A 23,615-nucleotide genomic window follows, 5' to 3' on the forward strand; every position below is an offset into this window, starting at 1 on the left:
TCTCGGCCGTTCTCCTCTCTTCCGCCATCCCCCACATCAGCTGTCCGGAGGACTGCCCCCCCATGTCCCAGAACGCCACCGCCGCTGCTCGCGGCGCCGAGACCGCACCTGAGAACATGCCCGAGCAGGTCCACCAGCGGCGCTGGTGGATTCTGCTGGTCGTTTCGCTGTCCATGCTGATGGGCGTCCTCGACGGCACCATCGTGAACATCGCCCTGCCGTCCGCCCAGCACGACCTCGGCTTCTCCGACGCCGACCGGCAGTGGGTGGTCACCGCCTACGCGCTGGCCTTCGGCAGCCTGCTGCTGCTCGGCGGCCGCGTCGCCGACCTTGCCGGTCAGAAGGTGACCTTCCTGGTGGGTCTGGCTGGCTTCGCGGCCGCTTCCATGGTTGCGGGCGCGGCGAACGGTTTCGACGCGCTCGTCATCGCGCGTGCCGTGCAGGGGCTGTTCGCCGCGCTGCTGGCCCCGTCCGCCCTCTCGATCCTGATGACCACCTTCACCGAACCGCGCGAGCGGGCCAAAGCCTTCACCGTCGCAGGCTCGGTCGCCGGTGCCGGCGGAGCCATCGGCCTGATCCTCGGCGGCGTGCTCACCCAGTACCTGGACTGGCGCTGGACCATGTACGTCAACGTGATTTTCGCGGTGGTGGCGTTCGTCGGTGGGGCGGCCCTGCTGCACCGCACCCCGCGCGACACGTCCTCCAAGCTCGACGTACCCGGCACCCTGCTGGCCTCCATCGGTCTGTTCTGCCTGGTCTACGGATTCTCGAACGCCGAGACGCACGGCTGGGGTTCGCCGGCGACCTGGGGCCTGCTGGCGGCCGGCGCCGTCCTGGTGGCCGTCTTCGTGTGGTGGCAGAGCAGGGCGGCGTCTCCGCTGCTGCCCCTGCGGGTCCTGCTGGACCGCAACCGCGGGGCTTCGTTCGCCGCCCTCTTCGTCACCGGCGCGGGCATGTTCGGCGTGTTCCTGTTCCTGACCTACTACCTGCAGCAGAGCCTCGGATACAGCGCTCTGGACACCGGATTCGCCTTCCTGCCCCTGATAGTGGCCTCGTCGTCCGCCTCCGCCGTGGCCAACAACGTCCTGGTGGCGCGCATAGGACCGAAGCCGGTGGTCCCGCTGGGCATGACCCTTGCGGCCGCTGGGCTGATATGGATGACGAGGCTGGACCTGAACAGCGGATACGTGACGCAGGTACTGCCCCAGCTGGTGCTCGTCGGCATCGGGCTGGGCACGGTCATCGCGCCCGCCATGAGCCTGGCGACCTCTGGCGTGGAGGCAACCGATGCCGGCGTCGCCTCGGCCGCTGTCAACACCCTGCAGCAGGTAGGCGGTTCCATCGGCATCGCCCTGCTCAGCACGATGGCATCCGGCGCCGCCACCGACTACCTCTCCGGTCGCGATCCCAAGGACCCCGGCGTCCTGGCCCAGGCCGGCCTCGCGGGCTACTCCACGGCCTACTGGTGGTCGGCGGCCGTCTTCGTCACCGGCCTGATCGTCACGGCCCTGCTCTACCGCCGGGGTGTGCCCCGGCAGGACGAGAACGCCGCACCTGTCGTGCACATGTAGCGGGTCGGGTACCGCCCCAAGGGGTCCACCCCGTACCACCGGGCCGGACGCTCGAAGGAGCGCACAACGGCAGCCGGCGCGGGCGGCCCGGGCACGCTACCGGTGCCCGTGCGCGGCTTCTACTGGCATGGTCCGACCACCGTCCTCGACGAGACGGCGGGAAATCGCCCGCGCCGTCGCGCGCACGGCCGGGCCGTACCCCGGGTTCGGCGAACCGGTGCCGGACGCCACGACCGACAACGCCGCGACCACCTCGCCGCCGTCACGCACCGGCGCGGCCACGGTGCTCACCTGCCAAGGACGGCTCTGGTGGCCGACAGCGTGATCGCCGCGCCGTACCTCCGCCAGCACACGGCGCAGGTCGGCGGGGGTGCCGATGTCGTCGTCGCCGTGCTCCGGCGCATAGGCGGCGATGGCCTGCTCCTGGACGGCCGGCGGTGCGAAGGCGAGAAGCACCAGTCCCACGCCGGTGGATGCCAGAGGAAGGCGGCCTCCCACGCGGTAGCGCACAGGGCTCGCATCACGCGCTGACAGCCGCTCGACGAGCAGCGCCTCCCCCTGGTCCCGCACGGCGAGCAGGACATGCTGACGTGTGACGTGGAAGAGATCCTCCATGAACGGCATCGCCACCGATCGCAGCCCGTGACCGCGCGGGGCCAGGGAAGCGGTCTCCAGCAGCCGAAGACCCACGACGAACCGACCGTCGCCGAGGCGTTCCAGAGCGCCCACTCTCATCAGAGACCGGGCGAGCCGGAGAGCACTGCTGCGGGGGACGCCGCTTCGCTGTGCGAGTTCGGCAAGCGTTTGCGCACGATGGTCACCGTCGAAGCTGCCGAGCAGGGCGAAAGCCCGGTCGATCACCGGTTGTCCCTCAGCCGGCCGGCCCCCGCGTCTTCTGGGGGCACCACCGTCGGCGGTCGCCGTTTCATTCATCGGAATCACTGCTGCCAATGTACGGCACGCTTCCTTACGGTGGCCGGCACTGACAGGGACCCCGCAGAAAGGGGGAATCGTATGGCCGCGACCGGGTTCATCGATGTGCATGCCCACTTCGTCACCGACAGCTATGTGGCGGCGGCTCGAGCCGCAGGTGTCGAACATCCCGACGGGATGCCCGGCTGGCCCGGGTGGAGCGTCGATGAGCATCTCGACATGATGAAGCGCTCAGGGATCGACAAGTCCTACCTGTCGATCTCCTCGCCCGGAGTGCACTTCGGGGACGACAGCGAGGCCCGCGCTCTCGCGCGTGAGGTCAATGAGTTCGGCGCCCGGGTCCGCACGGAGGACCCGCAGCGGTTCGGTCTCTTCGCCTCCCTGCCCTTGCCGGACGTCGAGGGCTCGCTCGCCGAGGCCGCCCACGCGCTCGACGTCCTCGGTGCGGACGGAGTGGTGGTGGAAACCAACCACCATGGCCTCTACCTCGGTGACCCCCGGTTCGAGCCGCTCTGGGAGGAGCTCGACCGCCGCAGCGCCGTCGTCTTCGTTCACCCCACGTCTGCGCCCCACGCCGACGAGCTTGCTCTGGGCCGGCCACGGCCGATGCTGGAGTTCCTCTTCGACACTGCCCGCACGGCGAGCGACCTGCTCTTGCGCGGTGTCCTCGCCCGCCGTCCGCGAATCCGCTGGATCCTGACACACGGCGGAGGTGTGCTGCCGCTGCTCGCCGACCGGATGGAACTCTTCCGAACCTACGTCGGCGGCGGCGCCGTCGATTCCCCGAGCGCCGTTGAGCAGCTCGGCCGGCTCTGGTACGACATGGCCGGCACGCCATTCCCGCGCCAGGTCCCGGCCTTGGGCGCGGCGTTCGGCACCGAGCGTCTCCTCTACGGCAGCGACTACTGCTGGACGCCCATCGACGCGGTGCTCGCTCAGGTCACCTCCATCGACTCCGCTGTGCAGCCGTCCGCCACCGTTACCTGGCGGGACCTCACCACCCGTAATGCCCGCCGCTTGTTCGACACCGATGCACGGTGACCGCCCGGCCTGAAGGAACGGCCGTGAGCAAGTGGGTCTGACGTCCGCGGTCGTCACGGCAGCACCGCGGTCCGGGTTGCTGGGGCGGCTCCGCCGTCGGGCGGCGGAGCCGCGGCTGATCCGCCACAGCGTTCTGGTCTGCGAGGTCACCGACTCCAGCAGCACGCGGCCTCACCGCTCGTTGGGGCTGCCGCCGCAGCCAGAGCCGCAGACGATCTGGTTCGAGCAGTGCATCGAACGTCGTTCCCACTGAGCCCCCGAGCCAGTGGTCGACGCGTCCGCTTACTGCAGAGCTCCGTCCGTCGTCGCGCCTGCAGGGAATGTCATGCCGGGAATCCAGCGGACTCCTTCTCGCTCAGCTCGGCCCAGACCGTCTTGCCGTGTCGGGCGTGCCGCGTTCCCCAGTGCTCGGCGAACTGAGCGACCAGGAGCAGGCCCCGTCCCCCCTCGTCGTAGGTGCGGGCCCGGCGCAGGTGAGGGGTGGTGCTATTCGTGTCGGAGACCTCGCACACGAGGGCACGGTCATGGATCAGGCGCAGCCGTATGGGAGGACGACCGTAGCGGATGGCGTTGGTGACCAGTTCGCTGACGATGAGCCCGGTGGAGAACTCGGCCCCCTCCAGACCCCAGTCGCTCAGCTGTTGAGCGACGTTCGACCGGGCCCGGGACACGCAAACGGGGTCGGCGTCCAGGTCCCAGCTGGCGACTTGGCGAGCGCTCAGGACGTGGGTGCGTGCGAGGAGCAGCGCGACATCGTCGTGCGGTCGATCAGCCTGCAGCAGGGCTTCGAGCACGGTGTCGCAGGTTGCTTGCAGGGAGGAAGCGGGCTGTGCGAGGGCTTGGCGGAGCAGGGCGGTACCCGCTTCGACGTCGCGGTCGCGGTCTTTGATCAGGCCATCGGTGTAGAGGGCGAGGACGCTGCCTTCGGGGAGGTCGAACTCCGCCGCTTCGAACGGAAGGCCACCCAGGCCCAGCGGTGGTCCGGGTGGCAGTTCGAGGAGGTCGGCGGTTCCGTCAAGGCCCACCACGGCGGGCAGCACATGCCCCGCGCGGGCGAGGACGCACTGGCGTGAGATGGGATCGTAGACGGCGTACAGGCAGGTGGCGCCGATGTCCCCGGCTTCTTCGATGGTCGGGTCTGTGGAGGATTCGGCGGACAGGCGGATGACGACGTCGTCCAGGTGGGTGAGGAGTTCGTCGGGCGGCAGGTCGATGTCGGCCAGGGTGCGGACGGCGGTCCGCAGCCGCCCCATGGTGGCGGCGGCGTGGATGCCGTGTCCGACCACATCGCCCACCACCAGGGCGACGCGGGCTCCGGACAGTGGGATGACGTCGTACCAGTCGCCGCCGACGCCGGCCTGGTCCCCTGCGGGCAGGTAGCGACAAGCGGTCTCCACGGCCGACTGCTGTGCGGTGTGCTGCGGGAGCAGGCTGCGCTGGAGGGTGAGGGCAGTCGCACGGGCGTGTGTGTAGCGGCGGGCATTGTCGACAGCCACCGCCGCCCTGGCGGCGATCTCCTGCGCGAGGAGCAGGTCCTCGTCGTCGAAGGGGTCGGGGTTGCGGTGCCGGATGAACTGCGCGACGCCCAGGGTGGAGTCTCGGGCCCGCAGCGGTACCACCAGCGTCGAGTGGGTCCGGTGGTCGTCGGCGTCGCCGGCGTCACGGGGCACTGGCGGGCCGGTGTGTCGGGAGGGCTGACCGGTGTCGAGGGCGCGAGCCGACGGTGAACCGCGCGGGCTGACGTGAAGCTGCTCCGGTCGGATCGTCGATTCCGGGTCGCCCTCGACCACTGATCGTTGAGCGACCCGCCGGAGCGTCGGAAGGCCGCTCACAGGGCTGCCATTTTCGCGCAGCACGGAGTCGAGCAGGTCGACGGTGACGAGGTCGGCGAAATTCTCGGTGGCGAGGTCCGCCAGCTCTTGGGCTGTGCGGGCGATGTCCAGCGTGGTGCCGATGCGCCTGCCCGCCTCGTTCACCATCGACAGCCGCCACTGCAGTCGCCGGTCCCGTTCCCGCTGGTAGACCGCCACGCCCTGCTCCGACATGCGATCGACGTACCCGGCCATCGTCCAGATCAGCTTCCGCGTCGCTGCACTGATCAATCCGGCGTCGTCGGTCAGCCGGGGCATCTCTTCGAGCAGCCGGTCGAGCATGACACCTTGCCCCAGCTGGAAGGACCGCAGTATCACGCTGACGGGTGTCCCGTGCCGAGCAAGTCGGCGCGCGCGGTCCGGGTCTGCGGCCGGCGTTTCGATCTGGTCCGGCTCGATGCCGTGTACCAGGCCGGCCAACGCCGCGAGAACATGTTCGGTGACGTTCTCTGCCGTCATGCGGGCTACGTCGGGGTCTTCCCAGACCTCGGGGACTCCACGCTGCAGGCACCGCTCGACGTCATGGATCAGCTGGTCTGCCCGCAGGCTGACCTCACGCGCGGCACGGGACACGAGACTGTCCGCAGGCAAGTCCACAAAACGACGTTACGCTGCACCGGCGTGTACAGCCCGTCAGGGTTCGGGGAGCGGGGCCCAGCGAGCGCACGGTCGGCGTTGAAGCCGCTCACTCAAGCGAGATCTCTTCATCGGAGCAGCCGCCCGACCCAGTAGCCGTCCATGAGTCGAGCCATTCAGCAGGCTCGGCCGGCACTCCGGCTGACCGCAACTCGGCCGTCGTCCACCAGCGGGCTTGCGGGGCGAGCGCGAAACGGACGAACGGCTGCCAGACTTCCGCTGCAGGGCGCACCACGACGACGTAAACGCCTTCAGGTGCGTCTTTGCGGCAGAGCCTGCCGACGAGCGGCGAGCTACGGAGCGCGGGAAGGTGGGCGACGCGGGTAGCGGGTTGCCGCGTGGCGGCTGGTCTCACCGGGGCGGGTCGGCCGCGGAGTCGCGGCGGACATCCTGACCGAGCCTGGCTTCGGCCCGGCCGCCCAGGACACCGCGACTGCCGACATCCACTCACCCTGGCGGTGAACACCGAGGCGCAGACGTCCGTGTGCCTGCCTGAGGTCGCACCCTGCCAGGACTCACCCTTCGGCGAGGAAGTGCGCCAGCAAGCGGTCGAAGTCACTGTGGCCGAGCTCGGCCCCCCGGGGCACCACTGCCTCCGTTTCCTGCAGGAACGCCTTGAATTCCTGCGCTGGGGCCTTGAGCAGGGCCGTACCGGACGGCGGGTTGAGAAGGATGTACACGTCGCGGCAGCCCTCCTCGCCGGTGGGCCATATGCGAACGTCTCCCTCGCCGGCAGGGCCCTCCAGGCCGGCGATCAGCAAATCGCGCCCGATGATCCATTCCACCAGCTCGTCGCTGTCGACATCGGTGGTGAATGCGGCATGGACCACATAGGGATCACCCGGCTCGTACCGAAGATTCATGATCATGGACAAGGACGTCGCATGCACGCCGACGAGCTTCACAGGCAGCCCCTGGATCACAGTTCTCAATGACTTCATTGGGTCTTACTCCTGGTGCTTCGAGTCATCCGGGGAGGGCCATCGGAAGGGCTGTCGTCGGATTCAAAGAGGCTGCACAGAGACGCGGTTACCGCAAGGACCGGTGGCGGTCGGCCCACTGCTTTCGGCCGGGGCCATCACGGAGATGTGGCCAACGGTGGCTGCCGGACAAAGGGCGCCCTTGGTCTCAGCGATCGACTCTGTACCGGTCGTGGTTGTAGTGAACCGACTCGTCACGGTCCCCACCTCGACGCCGGCCGCGGCTGCCGGGCCCGGTCACGCAGGGCAGAGCCGTCCTTGGACCGGAACGGCACGCTGTCCGAGTCCGAGGAGACGCACATGACCACACAGGTGCCCTGCTCATGGATCGGTATCGATACCGGCAAGGGCCACCACTGGCGGGTCGCCATCGACGACACCGGAACCACCATCGCAGGGCCGCCGGGTAGCGGCCCTTCTGGCCGTGTCACCCGTCGCAGGCCGACCGTCAGTGCAAGGGAGAGTCCACGGTGGGCGTCAGCAGGATCTCGTCGAGGCCGACGATCTGGCTGATGTCGAAGCCCTCCATGTCCGCGCGGAATTCAGGACTCGACAGGTATGCCTCCAGCCGTTCCTGCACGTCGTCGGCGTCCTTGTAGGAAACGAGGGCGTACAGCCGGGGAGTGTCGCTTGCGGGCGCCGCGGGCACCGTCCAGACGCCGTGGGTGGTGATCCGGTGCTTGGCCATACCGGGAATGTGCTGCGCCCAGATCTTCTCGTAGGCGGCGAGCGCGTCGGAGCTGCGCAGGGTGTAGACGCGGAGCTGGTGCTGGGACATGACACTGGTTCCTTTACTTCTGAGCATGGATGGTCGGCGGTCAGCCTTGGGGGAGTAGGTGTGCCAGTTCGGCATCCCAGTCGATGAGCCCGGACTCGGTCCCCCGTGGCACCAGAGCCTGGGTGTCCTGAAGGAAGGACGAGATGTCCTGCACGGGGACCTCGAGCAGGACGGTGCCTGCGGAGGACCCGAGGGCGATGTAGATCGACTCGTCACCCCGCCCTGTGGCCGACCAGATCCGGACGTCCGCGTGGCCTGCGGAACCCTCCAGACCGTCAGCCAGAAGATCCCGCCCCAGGACCCATTCGACCGGCTCGTCACAGTCGACGAAGAAGGCGGCACGGACGACATAGGGATCGGCGGGCTCGTAGCGCAGACGTACGTGGAGGGGCAACGAGTGGACGTGCGAGACAACCAGCTGTACGGCCACCCGTCGTTCCACGGCCTTCAAGGACTTCTTCATCGGCTTCCGCTCCCGGGTATGGCTCGGCGGTGCCTCACACCGGCCTGTGGCGAAGAGGCAGCGCGGCTGGAGGCGGTACGGCAGGGCGCGGGCGCCGGACGGCACCGGCGCACCGCATGAGGAGTGGCGCTGCACTCGCTCGGCCGGCGGTCGGGGACGCCGCCCCCGGACCGCCGGACGGATCCCCGCCGCCGGCAGGGACAGGGCCGAGGGGAACTGCTTGCGCACATGGCCGATACCCGTCTCACCGGTCGTCGCGGCTCAGCTCGTGGTGGTGCCTGCCCACGCCGTCGTGCTCGCAGCGGTTCCCGTCGTGGCGGTAGGACCTTTCGGACGTCCAGCCGTGTCCCTCGCCCTCCCCGCGGTAGAAGTGGCCATCGCGGTAGTAGAGACCGTCGCAGTCGTGCCGGGCGGAATCCGTGCCGTGGTGGTCCTGGTGCCAGCCGCGGGCCTCGTCGCAGGAGTAGCCCCGCTCGAGCAGGTAGCCGACACCGTGGTCCCAGCTGTAATCAGCGGCCACGGCCCCGTCGGTCGGGCGCTGGGCGTGCGTGGACGCAAGGGGCGCGGCCGAAGCGGTGCCACCGGCACCGAGAACGGCGGCACCGGCGACCGCGACGGAGGAGACAGTGAGGGCGATGCGCTTCGCGAGCTTGTTCATGATCTTTCCTTCTCGAGGGGGTGATCTGCGCCAACGGCGGTTCTGCCAGGCGATGTGTGGCGCCCGGTGCGGTCCGAGCGAGCAGTTCCATACGTCGTATGGAAGCGTGTATCCATTGTTACCATACGTCGTATGGAAATGTCGAAGTGACGAAGGTAACCGTTGACCGGCTGGCACAAGTGCCAGCAGATGTCGCTCTTCAGCGCGAGCTGTCCGTCGCGGTCCTCTCGGCACGCTGGCCGTCCTTGCCTTGGCCGCGGCGGTGTGTCCACTCGGCGCAAGCGCCAGGACGCGGTCGGGTTGGTTGGACGCCGAGAGGGCGGCCGGAGCGGGGCCTGGTGATCGGTGGCTTCAGCCGCCCGGAGATCGCCTGACCCCGGGGAGTGACGGCTCAATTTTTTTGGGGCGTGACGACCGGGGCACACCCTGATGCCGACACCGTCGATGCAGCGCCCCTGCTTGTTACGCCCACGCTCACAGCCGACAAGCGTCACCGTGAAGGAAGCGGCGCAGCGAACAGGACCGAACCTGCTCATTCGGTGGTTTGGCCGGGGCGGCGGGTGGGGCATCCGGCCCCGTCGCCTGACGGGAGGCTTGAGAAACCGGCCCTGGGCTTCATGATCGAGGCTGCATGACCGGGTCGATGGTCGCCGTGGGGCGGAGGCAGAGCGGAAGGAGTCTGCCCATGCGGATCGTCGTGGACCTGAATCGATGTCAGGGATACGCACAGTGCGTGTATCTGGCGCACGAGGTCTTCAGGTTGAACGGTCAGGAGGCGCTCACCTATGAGCCGAACCCTGATGACGAGCGGCGCCTGCAGGTCGAGCGAGCCGCTGCGGCGTGCCCGGTGCAGGCGATCGTGATCGACCGCTTGGACGGCGAGGAGCGGGGCGAGACGTCATGACCTTGCGGGCAACGGTCGCGGAGCTGGTGCGCGAGTTCCGGGCCAGCGGCCGGATCGTCATCGTGGGTGCATCGATGGCCGGGTTGCGAGCCGCGGAAGCACTGCGCGCAGGAAAAGATCAAAGTGCTGGTCGAGCACTTTCCCCTGCGACGCGCCAACGAGGCGTACCAGCTCCTGCACGACGGCAGGATCCAAGGACGTGCCGTCATCACCCCCCATGGGTGGATTCCGTCGTCAACCTGAACGGGACACTCGACATGCCTCATTCGCCCCAGTGCCCCCTCGTTTTCCCACCCAGCAACATGAGGCTGATCGGGTGACGATGGACATGTACGGACGTGACCACGCTGCTCTCAGGAGGAGGCAGACGCCATGGCATCCCCTTCCGAATCCTCCGGCCCCGTTCCGCCCCGCGGCACCGAACCACCACAGGGTCGCCCGGCCGAAGGCTTGGCCGCCCTGGCGAACATGGGCTGGCAGATCCTGCTCACCATGGGCCTCGCCACCATCGCCCTGGGCGTCATCGCCCTGGTCTGGCCGGGCGAGACGCTTCGCGTCGTCGGTGTGCTCTTCGGTGTTTACCTGCTGGCCACCGGTGTCTTCCAACTCGCCGCCGCCTTCGGCACCCACGTACCCCGGCACCTTCGCGTACTGCACTTCATCACCGGCGCGGCCTCCGTCCTGCTGGGACTGATCTGCTTCCGGGGCCCCCTTGAGTCGACCTTCCTGCTCGCCCTGTGGATCGGCTTCAGCTGGCTGATGCGAGGCACCCTGGAGACGGTCGCCGCAGCCTCCGACCAGGCCATGCCGGCCCGCGGCTGGCACGTGGCCTTCGGCATCATCGGCACCATGGCCGGCATCGTGATGATCATCATGCCGTTCGCCTCCATCGCGACACTCACCCTGGTAGTGGGCATCATGGCCATTGTTCTGGGCCTGACTGAGGTCGTACGCGCCATCATGACCCGCGTCGAGATCGGCCACCTGGCTGCCGGCAGGCCCACCGAGCGGCGCCCGCTGTTCCACGCACATCCGCACCCCCAGCACTGATCGGAGGGCGGATCGGCCGGACGCGGCGAGCGGCGACACCGCGCAACCTCCGGGGGTTGTCGGCCCGCGGGCGGTCCTTCACGCTCATCGCAGTAGCGCGCGGCTGTGACGGCGATCATGCCGTCGGGCGCCGCGCCCGATTGGCCGGGGCAGTATCGGGTATCGGCCCATCAGGGCCGCACTCACGTTCCGCCCGAGCCAGAGAACTGGAAAAGCACCCTTCCACGGTGTGACCACGTAGTGGGCCAGCTCCTCGCTGCGCTTGTGGCGGCCTGTTTCCATGCGGCGGTCATTCGGGACCGTCGGACCGGTCGGCCTTCTCGGGGCTGTTGTCTGCCCGCAACGGCAGCCCCGGCGGCCGACCGTCGCGGTGAGTCCAGATGTCTTTGAGGACGATTTGGATGATGCCGGTGACGGGAATCGCCAGGAGGGCACCGAGGATCCCGGCGACTTCGGCGGCGATCAGGATGGCCAGCAGCACGGTGAGGGGGTTGAGTTTCACCGTCCGGGACAGGATGACGGGTTGCAGCAGGTGGTTTTCGGCCTGCTGATAGACGATGAAGAAAACGATGGCTCCGATGCCTGCCGGCAGGGAGTGGACGAACGCCACCGTGGAGGCGACGACAGCTCCTATGGTGGCCCCCACCAGGGGAATGAGGTCGGTCAGAGCGACGAAGAGGGCCAGCAGGCCGGCGAACGGCACTCCGGAAACCAGAAGCATGACGTAGGTCAGGAGCCCGCAGATGACGCTGATCAGCAAGTTTCCGGTCAGGTAGCCGTTGACGGTACGGGCGCACGCGGCTCCGACGCGGCGTATCCGGGCCGCGGCCGCCTCGTCCACGAGGGACAGCGACCGATCCACGGCCTTGGGGCCCTCCAGCACCATCAGATACGCCAGGACGAAAATGGTGAGAGCGCCTGCCACGGTGCTCGCGGCACTGCGGATGAACTTCAAGGCGGGCGTGCCCAGCCCAGTCGCGAACGCGCGGATCTGCGCCTGATGCTGATGGACATACCGCAGAGCGTGCGTCCGCTCCAGCAGGTTACCGACTGGCCCGCGGCCGACCTGGGCGTCCCTGATCATCGCGGGCAGACGACCGGCGAACCGGCTTCCCTCCTGGGCCAGGGGAATGACGAACAGGGCGACCACTGCGCCGACGGCCACGGCCGCGGCAAGGAAGACCAGCAAGGTGGCCACCGACCGTCGGCACCGCGGCATCCGTCGCTGCAGCGCTTCGACCGCCGGATGAAGTGAGACGGCCAAGAACACCGCGATGACCGCCCAGATCAGGACCCGGCGAGCCTGGACCACCAGCTCGAGCAGGCCGTAGGTGGCGAGCACCAGACTGATGGTGGCGAGGATGGTTCGCACCGGAACCGGACGCGTCGCCATGGTCATCGGGTGCCCAGCCCCAGTCGCGGGAAAACGACAAGACCTCCTCGCCGGGTGTTTCCGCGCTGACGCACTTTGACTGCCTTGGCACGGGCTGCGGCGGGTCGCATCGAGGCGGCCGTGCCCGGCTGCGGCGGTGCTTGCGCCAGGTGCGGATGCCCCGGCCGAGTCGCAAGCTGATGCCGTAGGTCGTAACTGCCAAGGACGTGCCATGGTTGCGGTGGCCGCAGGTGCAATCGCCGGACCGTCGGCCCGGCGGGGGGCGGCGCTGTCAGCCGCGGGCGTGATCGCGGCAGTCCCGCTGCCGACAGTGGTGTGCGCCGGGCTGACGCATGCGGCTTCCGGGGACGTACTGTGACCGAGAAGGCGTCGCGGCTGACGACCGGCGCACGGCGGCCCTATCTGATCGTGAATCCGCGTTCGGGGGAGGGAAAGCAAGCCGGTTCCGCATCGCGGAACGAGCACGTGCGTTCGGAGCTCAGGTTTTCCTGATCGGTCATTCCCTGCCCCAGGACCTGGCGACTGTCGCCCGACGTGCCGTGGAGGACGGTGCGGATCTACTGGGGGTGGCCGGCGGAGACGGTACGCAGGCGCTTGTCGCCGAGGTGGCTGCGGAGAGCGCCCTGCCCTCCTGGTCGTTCCGGCGGGTACCCGCAACCATTTCGCGATGGATCTCGGTCTGGACCGTGAGGACCCTTCGGCCGCGCTGGAGGCCCTCACGGATGGCGTCGAACTGCACGTGGACCTGGGATACGCAGGCCAGCGGGTTTTCGTCAACAACGTGTCGTTCGGCGCCTATGCCGCCCTGGTACAGGACCCCGCCTATCGGGACGACAAACTCGGCACGGCAGTGCGCATCCTTCCCGAGTTCCTGGCCCGCCACGAGGGACCGGAGCTGGTGGTGCGCGCAGGGCCGCTCACCGTGGACGGGCCGGATGCCGTGCTGGTGAGCAACAACCCTTACCAAGTGGATGACCCGGTCGGGCTCGGCAGGCGTGCCCACCTCGACTCGGGCCTCCTGGGAGTACTGGCCGCCCGGGCGGAGACGCCAACTGCCGGCTGTTCGGGCGCCGCTGCCGAGTATCGGCGGGTCGCTGCGGTCGCGAGCGGGCGGCGCGTGGAGTGATGTCCTTCGGCGCTATTGGTCCGCGACTGGTCCGGCGGGAACTCTCTCGGATGCCAGACGGTAACGCGAAGAACCCGATTGATTACAGCAGGTACCTACCGTGTCGGGTTGCCTGGAGTCCAACGATGCCTCCAGGCAACCCGACTTCAGGCTCTAGAAGAAGCCAAGTTTCTTAGGGCTGTATGAACAAAGAATGTTCTTCGTCTGCTGGTAGTGCTCCAGCATCATCTTGTGGGTCTCGCGGCCGATGCCGGACTGCTTGTAGCCGCCGAACGCTGCGTGCGCGGGGTACGCGTGGTAGCAGTTGGTCCACACACGGCCCGCCTGGATGGCGCGGCCCGCGCGGTAGGCGTTGTTGATGTCCCGCGTCCACACGCCCGCGCCGAGCCCGTACAGCGTGTCGTTGGCGATCTTGATGGCGTCGTCGAAGTCGTCGAAGGACGCCACCGAGACCACGGGGCCGAAGATCTCCTCCTGGAAGATCCGCATGCGGTTGTCGCCCTCGAAGATGGTGGGCTGGACGTAGTAGCCGCCCTTCAGTTCGCCGTCGTACTCGATGCGCTCACCACCCGTGAGGACCTTCGCGCCCTCCTGCCGGCCGATGTCGAAGTAGGAGAGGATCTTCTCCAACTGGTCGTTGGACGCCTGCGCGCCGATCATCGTGTCGGTGTCGAGGGGGTGCCCCGGCTTGATCGCCCGGGTGCGCTCGACCGCCGCCTGCAGGAACTCGGCGTAGTGGCCGCGCTGGACCAGCGCACGGGACGGGCAGGTGCACACCTCGCCCTGGTTGAGCGCGAACATCGTGAAGCCTTCGAGCGCCTTGTCCCGGAAGTCGTCGTCGTGCGCCCAGACGTCGTCGAAGAAGATGTTCGGCGACTTGCCGCCGAGTTCGAGGGTGACCGGCTTGATGTTCTCCGAGGCGTACTGCATGATCAGCCGCCCGGTCGTGGTCTCCCCGGTGAACGCCACCTTCGCCACCCGGGGGCTGGACGCCAGCGGCTTGCCGGCCTCCACCCCGAAGCCGTTGACGATGTTCACCACGCCCGGCGGCAGCAGGTCCGCGATCAGGCTCATCCAGAAGTGGATGGAGGCCGGGGTCTGCTCGGCGGGCTTGATGACGACCGCGTTCCCCGCCGCCAGCGCGGGCGCCAGCTTCCAGGTCGCCATCAGGATCGGGAAGTTCCACGGGATGATCTGCGCGACGACCCCGAGCGGCTCGTGGAAGTGGTACGCCACCGTGTCGTCGTCGATCTCGCCCAGCGACCCCTCCTGCGCCCGGATCGCCCCCGCGAAGTAGCGGAAGTGGTCGATCGCCAGCGGGATGTCGGCCGCCAGCGTCTCCCGCACCGGCTTGCCGTTCTCCCAGCTCTCCGCGACCGCGAGCGCCTCCAGGTTGGCCGCCATGCGGTCGGCGATCTTCAGCAGGATGTCGGAGCGCTCCGTCACCGACGTACGTCCCCACCCGGGAGCGGCCTCGTGCGCCGCGTCCAGCGCCCGCTCGACGTCCTCCGCGGTGCCGCGCGCGATCTCGGTGAACGGCTGCCCGTTGACCGGCGACGGGTTCTCGAAGTACTGCCCGCGCGCCGGCGGCACGTACTCGCCACCGATGAAGTGGTCATAGCGCGCCTGGTAGGAGACGATCGCGCCCTCGGTTCCCGGCGCCGCGTAACGAGTCATGCTGGTCTGCCTCCCGGTGCAGCGCTGCCCGCCCTTGGGCAGCATTCGGCGAGAGGCTAGACGGGCCGACGTTGCAACCACGTTGCGCTGCAGGTCCGGGGCACCGCCCGGCCGGCCGGTGCCGCCAACTCGGCCTCCAGCGCGGCCAGCCGGGCCCGTGCGGGGGCTGTGGGACGCACCGCGGCGAGCGCCCGCCACACCTCGACGTCGTCCTCGCCCCATGGCGCGTGCGCCCAGTGCGCCAGCAGGTCGGGGTCGCGGTGCGCGATCAGCGCCGTCCGCAGCTCCTCGGCGAGACGCTCCCGCAGCCGGACGATCGCCGGGGCCCGCGAACCGGGCAGCGGCGGGCCGGTGTACGCCTCCGCCGCCACGGTGAGCCCGCCCGACTCCAGCCGCCGCTCCACCACCGTCGCGTCCGACTCGACCGCGGCCGTCAGCCGGTACGGCCGGGAGGCGAGCAGGCCCGGACCCAGCAGCCTGCGCAGCCGGGCCAGTTCTGCCCGCAGCGTCACGGGGGTCACCGACTCGTCGGCGTACAGCGCGCACAGCAGCTCGTCACCGGTCAGCCCCTCGGGATGCCGGGACAGCAGCAGGACGATCTCGCTGTGCCGACGGCTGAGCCTGATCCGCCGCCCCGCCAGGACGAGCTCGGCCTCGTCCCGCCCGAGCACGCTCAGGAACGCCGTGTCCGCGGCACGCTGGGGAGGGGCGAGCAGCGCGAGCTGGGCCTCGGCGGCCCGCGCCACCGCCTGCACGAAGCCGAGGCTGTGCGGGTGGGCCAACCCGTCCCCGCCGGTGATGTCGACGGCGCCCAGAACCCGGCCGGTGCGCGGATCGTGCACCGGGGCGGCCGCGCACGTCCACGGCTGCACCCGCCGTATGAAGTGCTCGGCCGCGAACACCTGCACCGGCCGGTCCACGGCGACCGCGGTCCCCGGAGCGTTGGTGCCCACCGCCGTCTCCGACCAGCGCGCACCCGGAACGAAGTTCATCCCGTCCGCCAGGCGCCTGGTCGCCGGATGCCCCTCCACCCACAGCAGCCTGCCGTGCGTGTCGCACACGGCGAGCAGGTGCTCGCCGTCCGCGGCGAACGTGCCCATCAGCTCCCGGAACAGCGGCATCACCCGGGCGAGCGGATGCTCCGCCCGATAGGCGCCGAGGTCGCCCTCGGTCAGCTCCACGCTCGCGGTGCCGTCCGGGCCGACCCCGGCCCGAGCGCTGCGCCGCCACGACTCCGCCACCACCGACCGCACCGGTCGCGGCACCGTACCCGCCGTGGTGAACGTCTCGTGCGCCCGGCGCAGCGCCCGGACGTGCTCGGCGGGGTCGGCCCCGGGCTCCAGGGCCACCCACGGATCGGTCAACTCGGCCTCCTCCGAGGGGGCAGGTCGGTGATGCGCGCTGATACGGCGGTGATGCTCCGGCGATGGGCGGTGCCATGGCCGGGTCCATCGTCACGCGCCGTGTCCGCGCGGACAACCGGTTCGACGTCGCCGGCCCTGCGTCAGGCGAAATTGACCATTCTGATGTAGCGGACCCAGTCCCAGCCCGGGCCCGGGTCGGTGTGGTCGGTGCCGGGCACCTGATAGTGGCCGATGATGTGCTCCCTGTCCTTGGCGATGTCGTACTTGTCGCAGATCGCCGCCGTGAGCTGCGCCGACTGCTCGTAGAGCGCGTTGGTGAAGTAGGCGGGCCGGTCCACCCAGCCCTCGTGCTCGATGCCGATGCTGCGGGTGTTGTAGCCCCAGTTGCCGGCGTGCCAGGCGATGTCGGCCTCGTGCACGCACTGGGCGACGTGCCCGTCCACCGAACGGACCAGATAGTGCGCGGACACCTTCTTCTGCGGGTTCGCGAAGATGGACAGCGTGTTGCCGTACGTCTCCTGCGTCACGTGGATGATCACGCGATCCACGGTGTACTCGGCGGGCCGGCCGGCCGACGTGTAGTTGGAGGCGCTCGCCGGCTGCCACTCGGCGGGCGGGTAGTCGACGGAAGCGGTCTGCGCACGGGCACTCGGGTCGGTGAGCAGCGCGTACGGTACGGCGGCGAGGGCCGCGCCCTTCAGGAGCCGCCGTCTGCTGAGGCGCGGCTTCGCCTGGTTCAGGTCCATGTCCATGGGCGGGATGCCTTTCTGATGCGGGGGAGTCGCGGAGTCGGGAAGTGGGGGGCTCCGGACGGTGCGCTGGAGGCGTCGGGGGTGGAGAAGGCGTCAGCTGCGGGGGAGGCGTCGGCGGTGCGGGAGGTGTCGGTGGCGCAGGGCCCGCGGAGCCGTCAGTGGCGCAGGGCCCGTGCGGTCTCCCGCAGCCGGGCGTGCACACCGCGGTAGGTCTCCCGGGCGGGCAGCCACTCCTTGCGGAGCTTGGCCACGCACGTGTAGTTCGCGTCGCACACGTTGGCCAACGGCGATTCGACGGCCTGGGTTGCGAATTGGTACGCGTCCAGCTCACTGAACCCGTAGTCGCGCACCAGCCACTGCACGATGTCCAGCTGCGATATCCGGAACGCGTCCTCCAACGGGCGGGCCGAGCCGGTCGAGACGATGTGCGTGTCCGACTCGATCCGGGGCCAGGGGGTGGCCACGTCCTTGAGGAGGTCCACGATCACCACGGTGTTCATCGCGCACTCCACGGCCACCCCGCAGGTCTCGCCCTCCCCCTGACGGGCATGCCCGTCGCCGAGGCTGAGCAGGGCGCCCTCGACGTTCACCCCGAGGTAGCAGGTGACCCCCGCCCGCATCTCCGGGGTGTCCATGTTCCCGCCGTGCGCGTCCGGGACCAGCGCCGAGCGGACTTCGAGACCGGCGGGCGCCACGCCCACCGTGCCGTGCATCGGGTCGAGGGGCAGCTCCACCTCGATGTCGCTGTCCCGTGCCTGGAAGAGTGCGGTGCGCCGTGCGAGGTCGAGTTGCCAGATCCACACCCGCTCCGGCAGCGGCGGCTGGAGGGTGGCCGTGGCATGCGTGGAGGTGAGCGCGCCGAAGAGGGGGACCGTCGTGGACGCGGCCCAGTCACGGGCCGGTTCGACCGAGACGAAGTGCACGGCCACGGTGTCGCCGGGTTCGGCCCCCTCGATGTGGAAGGGGCCGGTCTGGGGGTTGAGGAACGGGAACTCGCACACCTCGGACACCAGGTCCTTCTCGGAGCGGACCCGGCCGGCGAAGCAGTCCTCCGTGTACAGGTCGAGCACCGTGCCGGGCGCGATCCGCGCCAGGGGCGCCGCCCCGCCGAACGTCCAGGCGTACTGGTCCGGCTCCGGGCGCACGGTGAGGATCCGGGGGTCGGTCATCGTGACATGGGTCCCTTCTGGCGGGGCGGTCTTCGAGCACGGGTGGTGCGGTGGCCGGACTGCCCGGGTGGTCCTGTACGTGTAATACGTGGGCCGGGGTCGTGGGGTGGGGCCGTTCGGGTCCCGCGGAGCCGCGCCGTTCCGGGTGCGGTCGCGGGTCAGCGGGGCACGGTTCCGTCCTGGCGGTGATGGGCGGGGTCGTACTCGTCGACGTGCACCCGCGCGGTCTCCGCTATTCGCGCCGGGTGACGGCGCATCAGCAGGATGAGCACGACCACGCCCGCCGCCATCCAGACGCCGACGACGGGGCCCGCGTAGGACACCGGCGGGGTCAGCTCGGTCACGAAGTCGAACACCGGGAGCCCGGCGGCCGTCAGCAGCGCGGGCACGAAGGCCGCGATTCCCAGCACCGGGAACAGCAGATGCCGTACGGGCTTGAAGGCGTCCCGTCCGGCCCGCAGGAAGTAGCCGGCGCAGGCGAGGTTCACCACGATGTAGACGCCGATGACGACGGTGACGATTACCGTGGCGAGGAGCAGGAAGGCGGTCTGCGGGTCGTAGCCGAAACCCAGTCCCAGCACGGCGGCGACCGCCACGACGGTCTGCACCGCGATGCCCGCCACGGGGGAGCGGTGCCGGGGATGGAGCGTGGCGAGCAGCCGGGGCAGGACCCGGATGCGGGCCAGGGCGAAGGCCGTGCGGGTCGACACGTTCGCGCAGGCGTTGGCGTTGGCGATGGTGGAGTTGACCACCGCGAGGAACACCAGCACCCAGAAGAGGCCGAACGAGGCCCGGGCGACTCCCTCCCAGGACGCCTTGCCCGACGCTCCGAACCCGGCGAAGCGGTCGGGGCCGAAGTAGACGGTCATGGCATAGGTGGTGATCACATAGAACAGGCCGATGCCGAGGGCGGCGCCGAGGACCGCGCGATGCATCGTCCGATGAGGTTCACGCGTCTCCTCGGCGAGCGGTGCCGCCGCCTCGAACCCGGCGAACGCCAGCACGGTGTACACGGACCCCGCGAACACGCCACCGACTCCGCCGTACCCGTGCGCGGTGTGGGAAGTGCCGAAGACCGACAGGGTGTTGGCGCCACCGGCCTTGGCGATGAGCAGCACGGCGAACACCAGGAGGACGAGAACCTCGAAGACGCCGAGCACCGTGCCGAAGCGGGCCGAGGCGCGGACGCCGAGGTATCCGGCGACGGCGATCACCACGGTGCCCGCCAGGGACCACGGCCACCACAGATCCACCGGGTACGAGGACCATTCGTCGTGCAGGGTGCCCGCCACCGTGAAGCCCAGCTGCAGGAGCAGCAACGGGGGGACCAGCATCTCCACGAAGACGTAGCCCCAGCCGACCAGGAAGCCGACTGCCGGGTGCAGTCCGCGGGCCGTGTAGGTGGCGACCGAGCCGGCCGCGGGCAGCTCCCGCGCGAGTTCCGCGACGCATGAGGCGGTGAAGAGGCATGCCACCAGGGCTACCAGCACCGCCAGCGGCAGGCTGCCGCCCGCGAAGGCGGCGCCGGACGGAATCGACGCGGCCACCGCGGCGGCCGGCGCCATCGCCGTGATGCTCTGGAACAGGACCTCGCGAAGCCCGATGGCGTCGCGGCGCAAGAGCCCGGTCGTCTCCCCGTGCATGCGTCCCCCGATACGTGTCAGTCCACTGCCGTCCGACGTGCGTGTGTCCCTTTCATCGCGCGGACGGTGTGCCGGATCTGACGGCCCGGCAGTCCCGTCTCGTGCGAATCACGGTACGGCGCGGGCGGGTTGGGCAGAAGGGTGCGCCGCACTTCCGGGGACAAACGGAGGCCTGTGGACAACTCGGCCACCCATTCGGGCGAAGACCGGTCTCTCCGGCGGGGCGGCCGGGGTCCCCGCCCCCTTCCGGTCAGCGGCGACGGCGGGCCCGGCAAGGGGCTCCGCCCCGTCAGAGCGGTTCGCCCTCCCGCAGGTACACCGCACTGCCGTTCCTGGCCGCCGCGCACAGCGCGGTCAGCGTGCCGCGTTTCGCGGCGAGGGGCAGCCCGTCCAGTTCATCGGGCGCGAACAGGCCGTGACGGTCGTGCTCCGCGCTGAGCCGCACACGGGCGTCGCGGGCCAGGGTGCCGCCGTGGAAGAAGCAGTCGAGGACCGGTCCGGTGCCGAGCACGTCCACTCGGTGGTCCACTCCGAGCAGCGCGGGCACCGGGCCGATCTCGATGCCGGTCTCCTCGCGCATCTCCCGGCGCGCGGCCGTCCAGGGATCCTCGCCGTGATCCAGCATCCCGCCGGGCAGCCACCATGGTCCGGCGACGGGACCGCCCGGGCCGTAGCGGAGCAGCAGGACGCGATCCCGCTCGTCCAGCATGATCACGCACGAGGCGAGCAGCGCCCGGGGTTGAGTCCTGATCCAGTCCGCACGCGGCACCTAGTCGGTCATCCGGTCTCCCCCCGGTTCACGGATCGGCGCGAGAAGTGCCGTCAGGATCGTTCCGCCACCGCCGCCGGATCGTCCAGTACCGCCCGGACGACCGAGTGCGCGGCGCCGAGCAGGGGGCCCTCGGGGCCCAGCCGGGACACCGTCACCGGACAGGCCGGACCGGCGGTGCGGCCCGTCAACTCCGCTTCCAGGGTGGGCAGCAGCCAGGGCGAGAGCCCTGCCAGGGCACCGCCCAGGACCACGGTCTCGGGGTCGAGCAGGTTCACCGCTCCGGTCAGGGCTATGCCGAGCGCCTTACCGGCGTCGCGCAGCGCCGCTCGTACGGCCTCGTCGCCGTCCTCGGCGCGTTCCGCGAGCAGACCGACCAGGTCCTCCCGCGGTTCCAGGCCCGCCGCGCGGAGCACCGCCTCCTCGCCCGCGTACTGCTCCAGGCAGCCACGGCCACCGCACGGGCAGGCGGGCCCGTCGGGCCGCACGGGTACATGGCCCAGCTCGCCCGCGAACCCCCTGGTCCCGTGCAGGAGCTGTCCGGCGACGACGACCGCGGCGCCGATGCCGATCTCGGCCGACACGTGCAGGAAGTCGGGCGGGGTGCCCTTGCCGAGCCACAACTCGGCGAGGGCACCGAAGTTGGCCTCGTTGCCCACGGTCAGCGGCCATCCGCCGGGCAGCAGGGCGCCGAGGTCGGTGTCGCGCCAGTCGAGGTTGGGGGCGCGTACGACCGTACGACCGTCCCTCGCTACCAGGCCGGGCACCGCGACGGCGAGCCCCGCGGGCCACAGTTCCTCCCGCTCGGCCTCCGCGACGACCCGGCGCACCAGCGCCGTCAGCTCCTCGATCACCGGTTCGGGCGCGCGGCCCCGGTTGCCGCCGTGCCGTACGGCACGCGCGCGGACCGCGCCGCGCAGGTCGACCGCGCACACGGCGAGGTGGTCGACGCCGATCTCCGCGCCGATACCGGCGGGGCCACGGCCACTCACCGCCAGTGCCGATCCGGGTCGGCCCACCCGGCCGGGCCGCTCGGGGCCCAGTTCCTCCAGCAGTCCGGAGCGGATCAGCTCGTCCACCAGGGTCGACACCGCCGCCCGCGTCAGCCCTATGCGCGAGGCCACCGCGGCCCGCGACAGCGAACCCTCGGCGCTGACGGCGTGCATCACCCGGGCGAGGTTGCGCCGGCGCATGCCCTGCTGGGTGTCCGGCAGTGGCCGGCCCGCGCCCGGTGGACGGGCCTCGTGCAGCGGTGCGGTCATGCCTCCGTCGATTCCTGGTCCGGGGCTGGGCCGTGCGGCTCAGCGGGCGTCCGTCCCCCGCTCCAGCAGTGGGGCCGCGTCGGAGAGTACCCCGCTGATCCGGGCCAGTGTCTCCTCGTCCCGTCGCACGGCCTCCAGTACCGGGCCCGCGGCCGTGTTCCAGCGGCGGGCCACGGCCGCCGGGTCCTCGCCGCTCAGCAGCCCGGCCGCCTGGGCCGCCGCGCCCAGGGCGACCAGTTCCCGCGCCTCGGGTACCTGGACAGGACGCCCCGACAGCCGGCGCACGGTCTGCTGCCAGGCCGTGCCCCGCGCGCCGCCACCGATCAGCAGCAGGGGGCTCGAGCGGTCCGCGTCCTCGTCGAGGACCAGGTCGAGGGCGCCGAGCAGCGCGTGCACCGCGCCGTCGTACGCGGCCTGCAGCAGCTGGCCCCCGGTGGTGTCGTGGCGCAGACCGTGCAGCAGCCCGGAGGCGTGCGGGAGGTTCGGGGTGCGCTCGCCGTCCAGGTACGGCAGCAGGGTCACCGAGCCGCCGGGCGCCACGGCCTCGCGGTCCAGGCCCAGCAGGGCGGCGACACGGTCCACGGCGAGCGTGCAGTTCAGGGTGCAGGCCAGGGGCAGCCAGTCCCCGTGCGCGTCGGCGAAGCCCGCCACCGTGCCGGTCGGATCGGCCGGGCGGTGCCGGGAGACCGCGTACACCGTGCCGGACGTGCCGAGGCTCAGCACCGGGGTGCCCGGCCGCAGTCCTAGGCCCATGGCGGCGGCAGCGTTGTCGCCGGTGCCGGGGGCCACCAGCGTGCCCTTGGAGAACGGCAGGTCATGGCTGTCGCGCACGGTTCCGGCGACTTCGCCCGGCCGCACCACCCGGGGCAGCAGCGCGGGGTCGAGCCCGATGTGCGCGAGCGTCTCGTCGTCGTACCGCTCCGTGCCGGAGGCCCACCAGCCGGTGCCGGAGGCATCGCCGCGGTCGGTGGTGCCCTGCCCGGTCAGGCGCTCCGTGAGGTAGTCGTGGGGGAGCCGCACCGCCCTGGTCGCGCGGACCGCCTCGGGCTCGTGCTCGGCCAGCCACGCCCACTTCGTGACCGTGAACGAGGCGCCGGGCACGCTCCCGGTCCGCTCCGCCCAGCCCTTCGGACCGCCGAGCTCCTCCACCAGCCGGCGGGCCTGCGGCGCCGAGCGGACGTCGTTCCAGAGCAGCGCCGGGCGCACCGGCTCGCCGTGCTCGTCGAGCGTCACCAGGCCGTGCTGCTGGCCGCCGATCGACACGGCGGCCGCTTCGTGGGCGGCGTCGCCGCACTGGCGCAGCGCCTCGCACAGGGCGTCCCACCACTGGCGCGGGTCGCTCTCCCGGCCCGCGCCGGAGGTGACGCTGTGCGGCGCCTGGCCGCTCGCCACCACCTGCCCGGTGGCCGCGTCGACGACCAGGGCCTTCGTGGATTGGGTGGACGTGTCCACGCCGACGACGAGCGGACCCTCGGCTGCTGACATCGGACTCTCCCTGCTCCGCGGCTCTCAAAAGTCATCTTGTCTCTTCCCAGGCGTGCGCCCGCATACTAATTTGTAAACGGCCATGACGAA

At 70.4% G+C, this 23,615-nt stretch carries 19 protein-coding genes and 1 pseudogene; 5 read left to right on the forward strand and 15 right to left on the reverse strand.

Translation table 11 applies throughout. The annotated features are described in order from the left end of the window. Nucleotides 1–62: 62 nt before the first annotated feature. Nucleotides 63–1,571 (forward strand): MFS transporter, encoded by a 1,509-nt coding sequence (locus ACZ7FF_RS17005; protein WP_470812983.1) that lies wholly within the window; start codon nucleotides 63–65, stop codon nucleotides 1,569–1,571. Nucleotides 1,572–1,667: 96 nt separating this feature from the next. Here ACZ7FF_RS17005 and ACZ7FF_RS17010 read toward each other — a convergent pair whose 3' ends face one another. Beyond that, entirely contained in the window at nucleotides 1,668–2,432 is a 765-nt protein-coding gene (locus ACZ7FF_RS17010; protein ID WP_470812984.1) for an IclR family transcriptional regulator, read from the reverse strand. Nucleotides 2,433–2,585: 153 nt separating this feature from the next. On the opposite strand from ACZ7FF_RS17010, the gene ACZ7FF_RS17015 reads away from it, so the two are divergent. Continuing rightward, a complete protein-coding gene (locus ACZ7FF_RS17015; protein WP_470812985.1) occupies nucleotides 2,586–3,545 on the forward strand; it encodes an amidohydrolase family protein in 960 nt (319 codons plus the stop codon). 323 nt (nucleotides 3,546–3,868) lie between these two features. Here the strand turns inward: ACZ7FF_RS17015 and ACZ7FF_RS17020 are convergent, their stop codons facing one another. The 5 genes from ACZ7FF_RS17020 to ACZ7FF_RS17040 form a co-directional block, all read right to left on the reverse strand. Continuing rightward, a complete protein-coding gene (locus ACZ7FF_RS17020; RefSeq protein WP_470812986.1) occupies nucleotides 3,869–6,013 on the reverse strand; it encodes an ATP-binding SpoIIE family protein phosphatase in 2,145 nt (714 codons plus the stop codon). A gap of 554 nt (nucleotides 6,014–6,567) precedes the next feature. Then, nucleotides 6,568–6,957: an SsgA family sporulation/cell division regulator gene (locus ACZ7FF_RS17025; protein WP_470812987.1), complete on the reverse strand. Its 390-nt coding sequence runs from the start codon at nucleotides 6,955–6,957 to the stop codon at nucleotides 6,568–6,570. Nucleotides 6,958–7,480: 523 nt separating this feature from the next. Beyond that, the gene (locus ACZ7FF_RS17030) at nucleotides 7,481–7,810 is read right to left on the reverse strand and encodes an NIPSNAP family protein (protein ID WP_470812988.1); all 330 of its coding nucleotides are present in this window, start codon (nucleotides 7,808–7,810) and stop codon (nucleotides 7,481–7,483) included. A 40-nt stretch (nucleotides 7,811–7,850) separates the two neighbouring features. After that, on the reverse strand, nucleotides 7,851–8,273 hold the full coding sequence (locus tag ACZ7FF_RS17035) for an SsgA family sporulation/cell division regulator (RefSeq protein WP_470812989.1): 423 nt from the start codon (nucleotides 8,271–8,273) through the stop codon (nucleotides 7,851–7,853). 244 nt (nucleotides 8,274–8,517) lie between these two features. Then, nucleotides 8,518–8,931, reverse strand: coding sequence for a hypothetical protein (locus tag ACZ7FF_RS17040; protein ID WP_470812990.1), 414 nt, complete (start codon nucleotides 8,929–8,931; stop codon nucleotides 8,518–8,520). A gap of 685 nt (nucleotides 8,932–9,616) precedes the next feature. On the opposite strand from ACZ7FF_RS17040, the gene ACZ7FF_RS17045 reads away from it, so the two are divergent. Next, nucleotides 9,617–9,835, forward strand: a complete 219-nt coding sequence (locus ACZ7FF_RS17045; protein ID WP_470812991.1) for a ferredoxin — start codon at nucleotides 9,617–9,619, stop codon at nucleotides 9,833–9,835. A 372-nt stretch (nucleotides 9,836–10,207) separates the two neighbouring features. Next, nucleotides 10,208–10,885 (forward strand): HdeD family acid-resistance protein, encoded by a 678-nt coding sequence (locus ACZ7FF_RS17050; protein ID WP_470812992.1) that lies wholly within the window; start codon nucleotides 10,208–10,210, stop codon nucleotides 10,883–10,885. Nucleotides 10,886–11,174: 289 nt separating this feature from the next. Here ACZ7FF_RS17050 and ACZ7FF_RS17055 read toward each other — a convergent pair whose 3' ends face one another. Next, nucleotides 11,175–12,284, reverse strand: coding sequence for an AI-2E family transporter (locus ACZ7FF_RS17055; protein ID WP_470812993.1), 1,110 nt, complete (start codon nucleotides 12,282–12,284; stop codon nucleotides 11,175–11,177). Between the two features lie 326 nt (nucleotides 12,285–12,610). On the opposite strand from ACZ7FF_RS17055, the pseudogene ACZ7FF_RS17060 reads away from it, so the two are divergent. Further along, nucleotides 12,611–13,404, forward strand: a pseudogene (locus tag ACZ7FF_RS17060) (diacylglycerol/lipid kinase family protein). A 153-nt stretch (nucleotides 13,405–13,557) separates the two neighbouring features. Here ACZ7FF_RS17060 and exaC read toward each other — a convergent pair. From exaC to xylB, 8 genes are all read right to left on the reverse strand, one after another. Beyond that, on the reverse strand, nucleotides 13,558–15,081 hold the full coding sequence (gene exaC / locus ACZ7FF_RS17065; RefSeq protein ID WP_470812994.1) for an acetaldehyde dehydrogenase ExaC: 1,524 nt from the start codon (nucleotides 15,079–15,081) through the stop codon (nucleotides 13,558–13,560). Between the two features lie 56 nt (nucleotides 15,082–15,137). Beyond that, entirely contained in the window at nucleotides 15,138–16,445 is a 1,308-nt protein-coding gene (locus ACZ7FF_RS17070; RefSeq protein WP_470812995.1) for a GAF domain-containing protein, read from the reverse strand. Between the two features lie 140 nt (nucleotides 16,446–16,585). Beyond that, complete coding sequence (locus ACZ7FF_RS17075) at nucleotides 16,586–17,191, reverse strand: N-acetylmuramoyl-L-alanine amidase (protein WP_470813094.1); 606 nt, start codon at nucleotides 17,189–17,191, stop codon at nucleotides 16,586–16,588. A gap of 161 nt (nucleotides 17,192–17,352) precedes the next feature. After that, entirely contained in the window at nucleotides 17,353–18,366 is a 1,014-nt protein-coding gene (locus tag ACZ7FF_RS17080) for an acetamidase/formamidase family protein (protein WP_470812996.1), read from the reverse strand. A gap of 158 nt (nucleotides 18,367–18,524) precedes the next feature. After that, nucleotides 18,525–20,009: an APC family permease gene (locus ACZ7FF_RS17085; protein WP_470812997.1), complete on the reverse strand. Its 1,485-nt coding sequence runs from the start codon at nucleotides 20,007–20,009 to the stop codon at nucleotides 18,525–18,527. Between the two features lie 289 nt (nucleotides 20,010–20,298). Further along, nucleotides 20,299–20,778, reverse strand: coding sequence for an NUDIX hydrolase (locus ACZ7FF_RS17090; RefSeq protein ID WP_470812998.1), 480 nt, complete (start codon nucleotides 20,776–20,778; stop codon nucleotides 20,299–20,301). A 53-nt stretch (nucleotides 20,779–20,831) separates the two neighbouring features. Next, nucleotides 20,832–22,040 (reverse strand): ROK family protein, encoded by a 1,209-nt coding sequence (locus tag ACZ7FF_RS17095; RefSeq protein ID WP_470812999.1) that lies wholly within the window; start codon nucleotides 22,038–22,040, stop codon nucleotides 20,832–20,834. Between the two features lie 39 nt (nucleotides 22,041–22,079). Next, nucleotides 22,080–23,525 (reverse strand): xylulokinase, encoded by a 1,446-nt coding sequence (gene xylB, locus ACZ7FF_RS17100; protein ID WP_470813000.1) that lies wholly within the window; start codon nucleotides 23,523–23,525, stop codon nucleotides 22,080–22,082. Between the last annotated feature and the right edge of the window lie 90 nt (nucleotides 23,526–23,615).

Source organism: Streptomyces sp. NPDC037126, from assembly GCF_055605965.1.

Coding starts and splice junctions, on each gene's coding strand:
- ACZ7FF_RS17005 (WP_470812983.1), top strand. CDS start 63: ATGTCCCAGAACGCCACCGCCGCTGCTCGCGGCGCCGAGACCGCACCT.
- ACZ7FF_RS17015 (WP_470812985.1), top strand. CDS start 2,586: ATGGCCGCGACCGGGTTCATCGATGTGCATGCCCACTTCGTCACCGAC.
- ACZ7FF_RS17030 (WP_470812988.1), bottom strand. CDS start 7,810: ATGTCCCAGCACCAGCTCCGCGTCTACACCCTGCGCAGCTCCGACGCG.
- ACZ7FF_RS17035 (WP_470812989.1), bottom strand. CDS start 8,273: ATGAAGAAGTCCTTGAAGGCCGTGGAACGACGGGTGGCCGTACAGCTG.
- ACZ7FF_RS17040 (WP_470812990.1), bottom strand. CDS start 8,931: ATGAACAAGCTCGCGAAGCGCATCGCCCTCACTGTCTCCTCCGTCGCG.
- ACZ7FF_RS17045 (WP_470812991.1), top strand. CDS start 9,617: ATGCGGATCGTCGTGGACCTGAATCGATGTCAGGGATACGCACAGTGC.
- ACZ7FF_RS17050 (WP_470812992.1), top strand. CDS start 10,208: ATGGCATCCCCTTCCGAATCCTCCGGCCCCGTTCCGCCCCGCGGCACC.
- ACZ7FF_RS17055 (WP_470812993.1), bottom strand. CDS start 12,284: ATGACCATGGCGACGCGTCCGGTTCCGGTGCGAACCATCCTCGCCACC.
- exaC (WP_470812994.1), bottom strand. CDS start 15,081: ATGACTCGTTACGCGGCGCCGGGAACCGAGGGCGCGATCGTCTCCTAC.
- ACZ7FF_RS17075 (WP_470813094.1), bottom strand. CDS start 17,191: ATGGACCTGAACCAGGCGAAGCCGCGCCTCAGCAGACGGCGGCTCCTG.
- ACZ7FF_RS17080 (WP_470812996.1), bottom strand. CDS start 18,366: ATGACCGACCCCCGGATCCTCACCGTGCGCCCGGAGCCGGACCAGTAC.
- ACZ7FF_RS17085 (WP_470812997.1), bottom strand. CDS start 20,009: ATGCACGGGGAGACGACCGGGCTCTTGCGCCGCGACGCCATCGGGCTT.
- ACZ7FF_RS17095 (WP_470812999.1), bottom strand. CDS start 22,040: ATGACCGCACCGCTGCACGAGGCCCGTCCACCGGGCGCGGGCCGGCCA.
- xylB (WP_470813000.1), bottom strand. CDS start 23,525: ATGTCAGCAGCCGAGGGTCCGCTCGTCGTCGGCGTGGACACGTCCACC.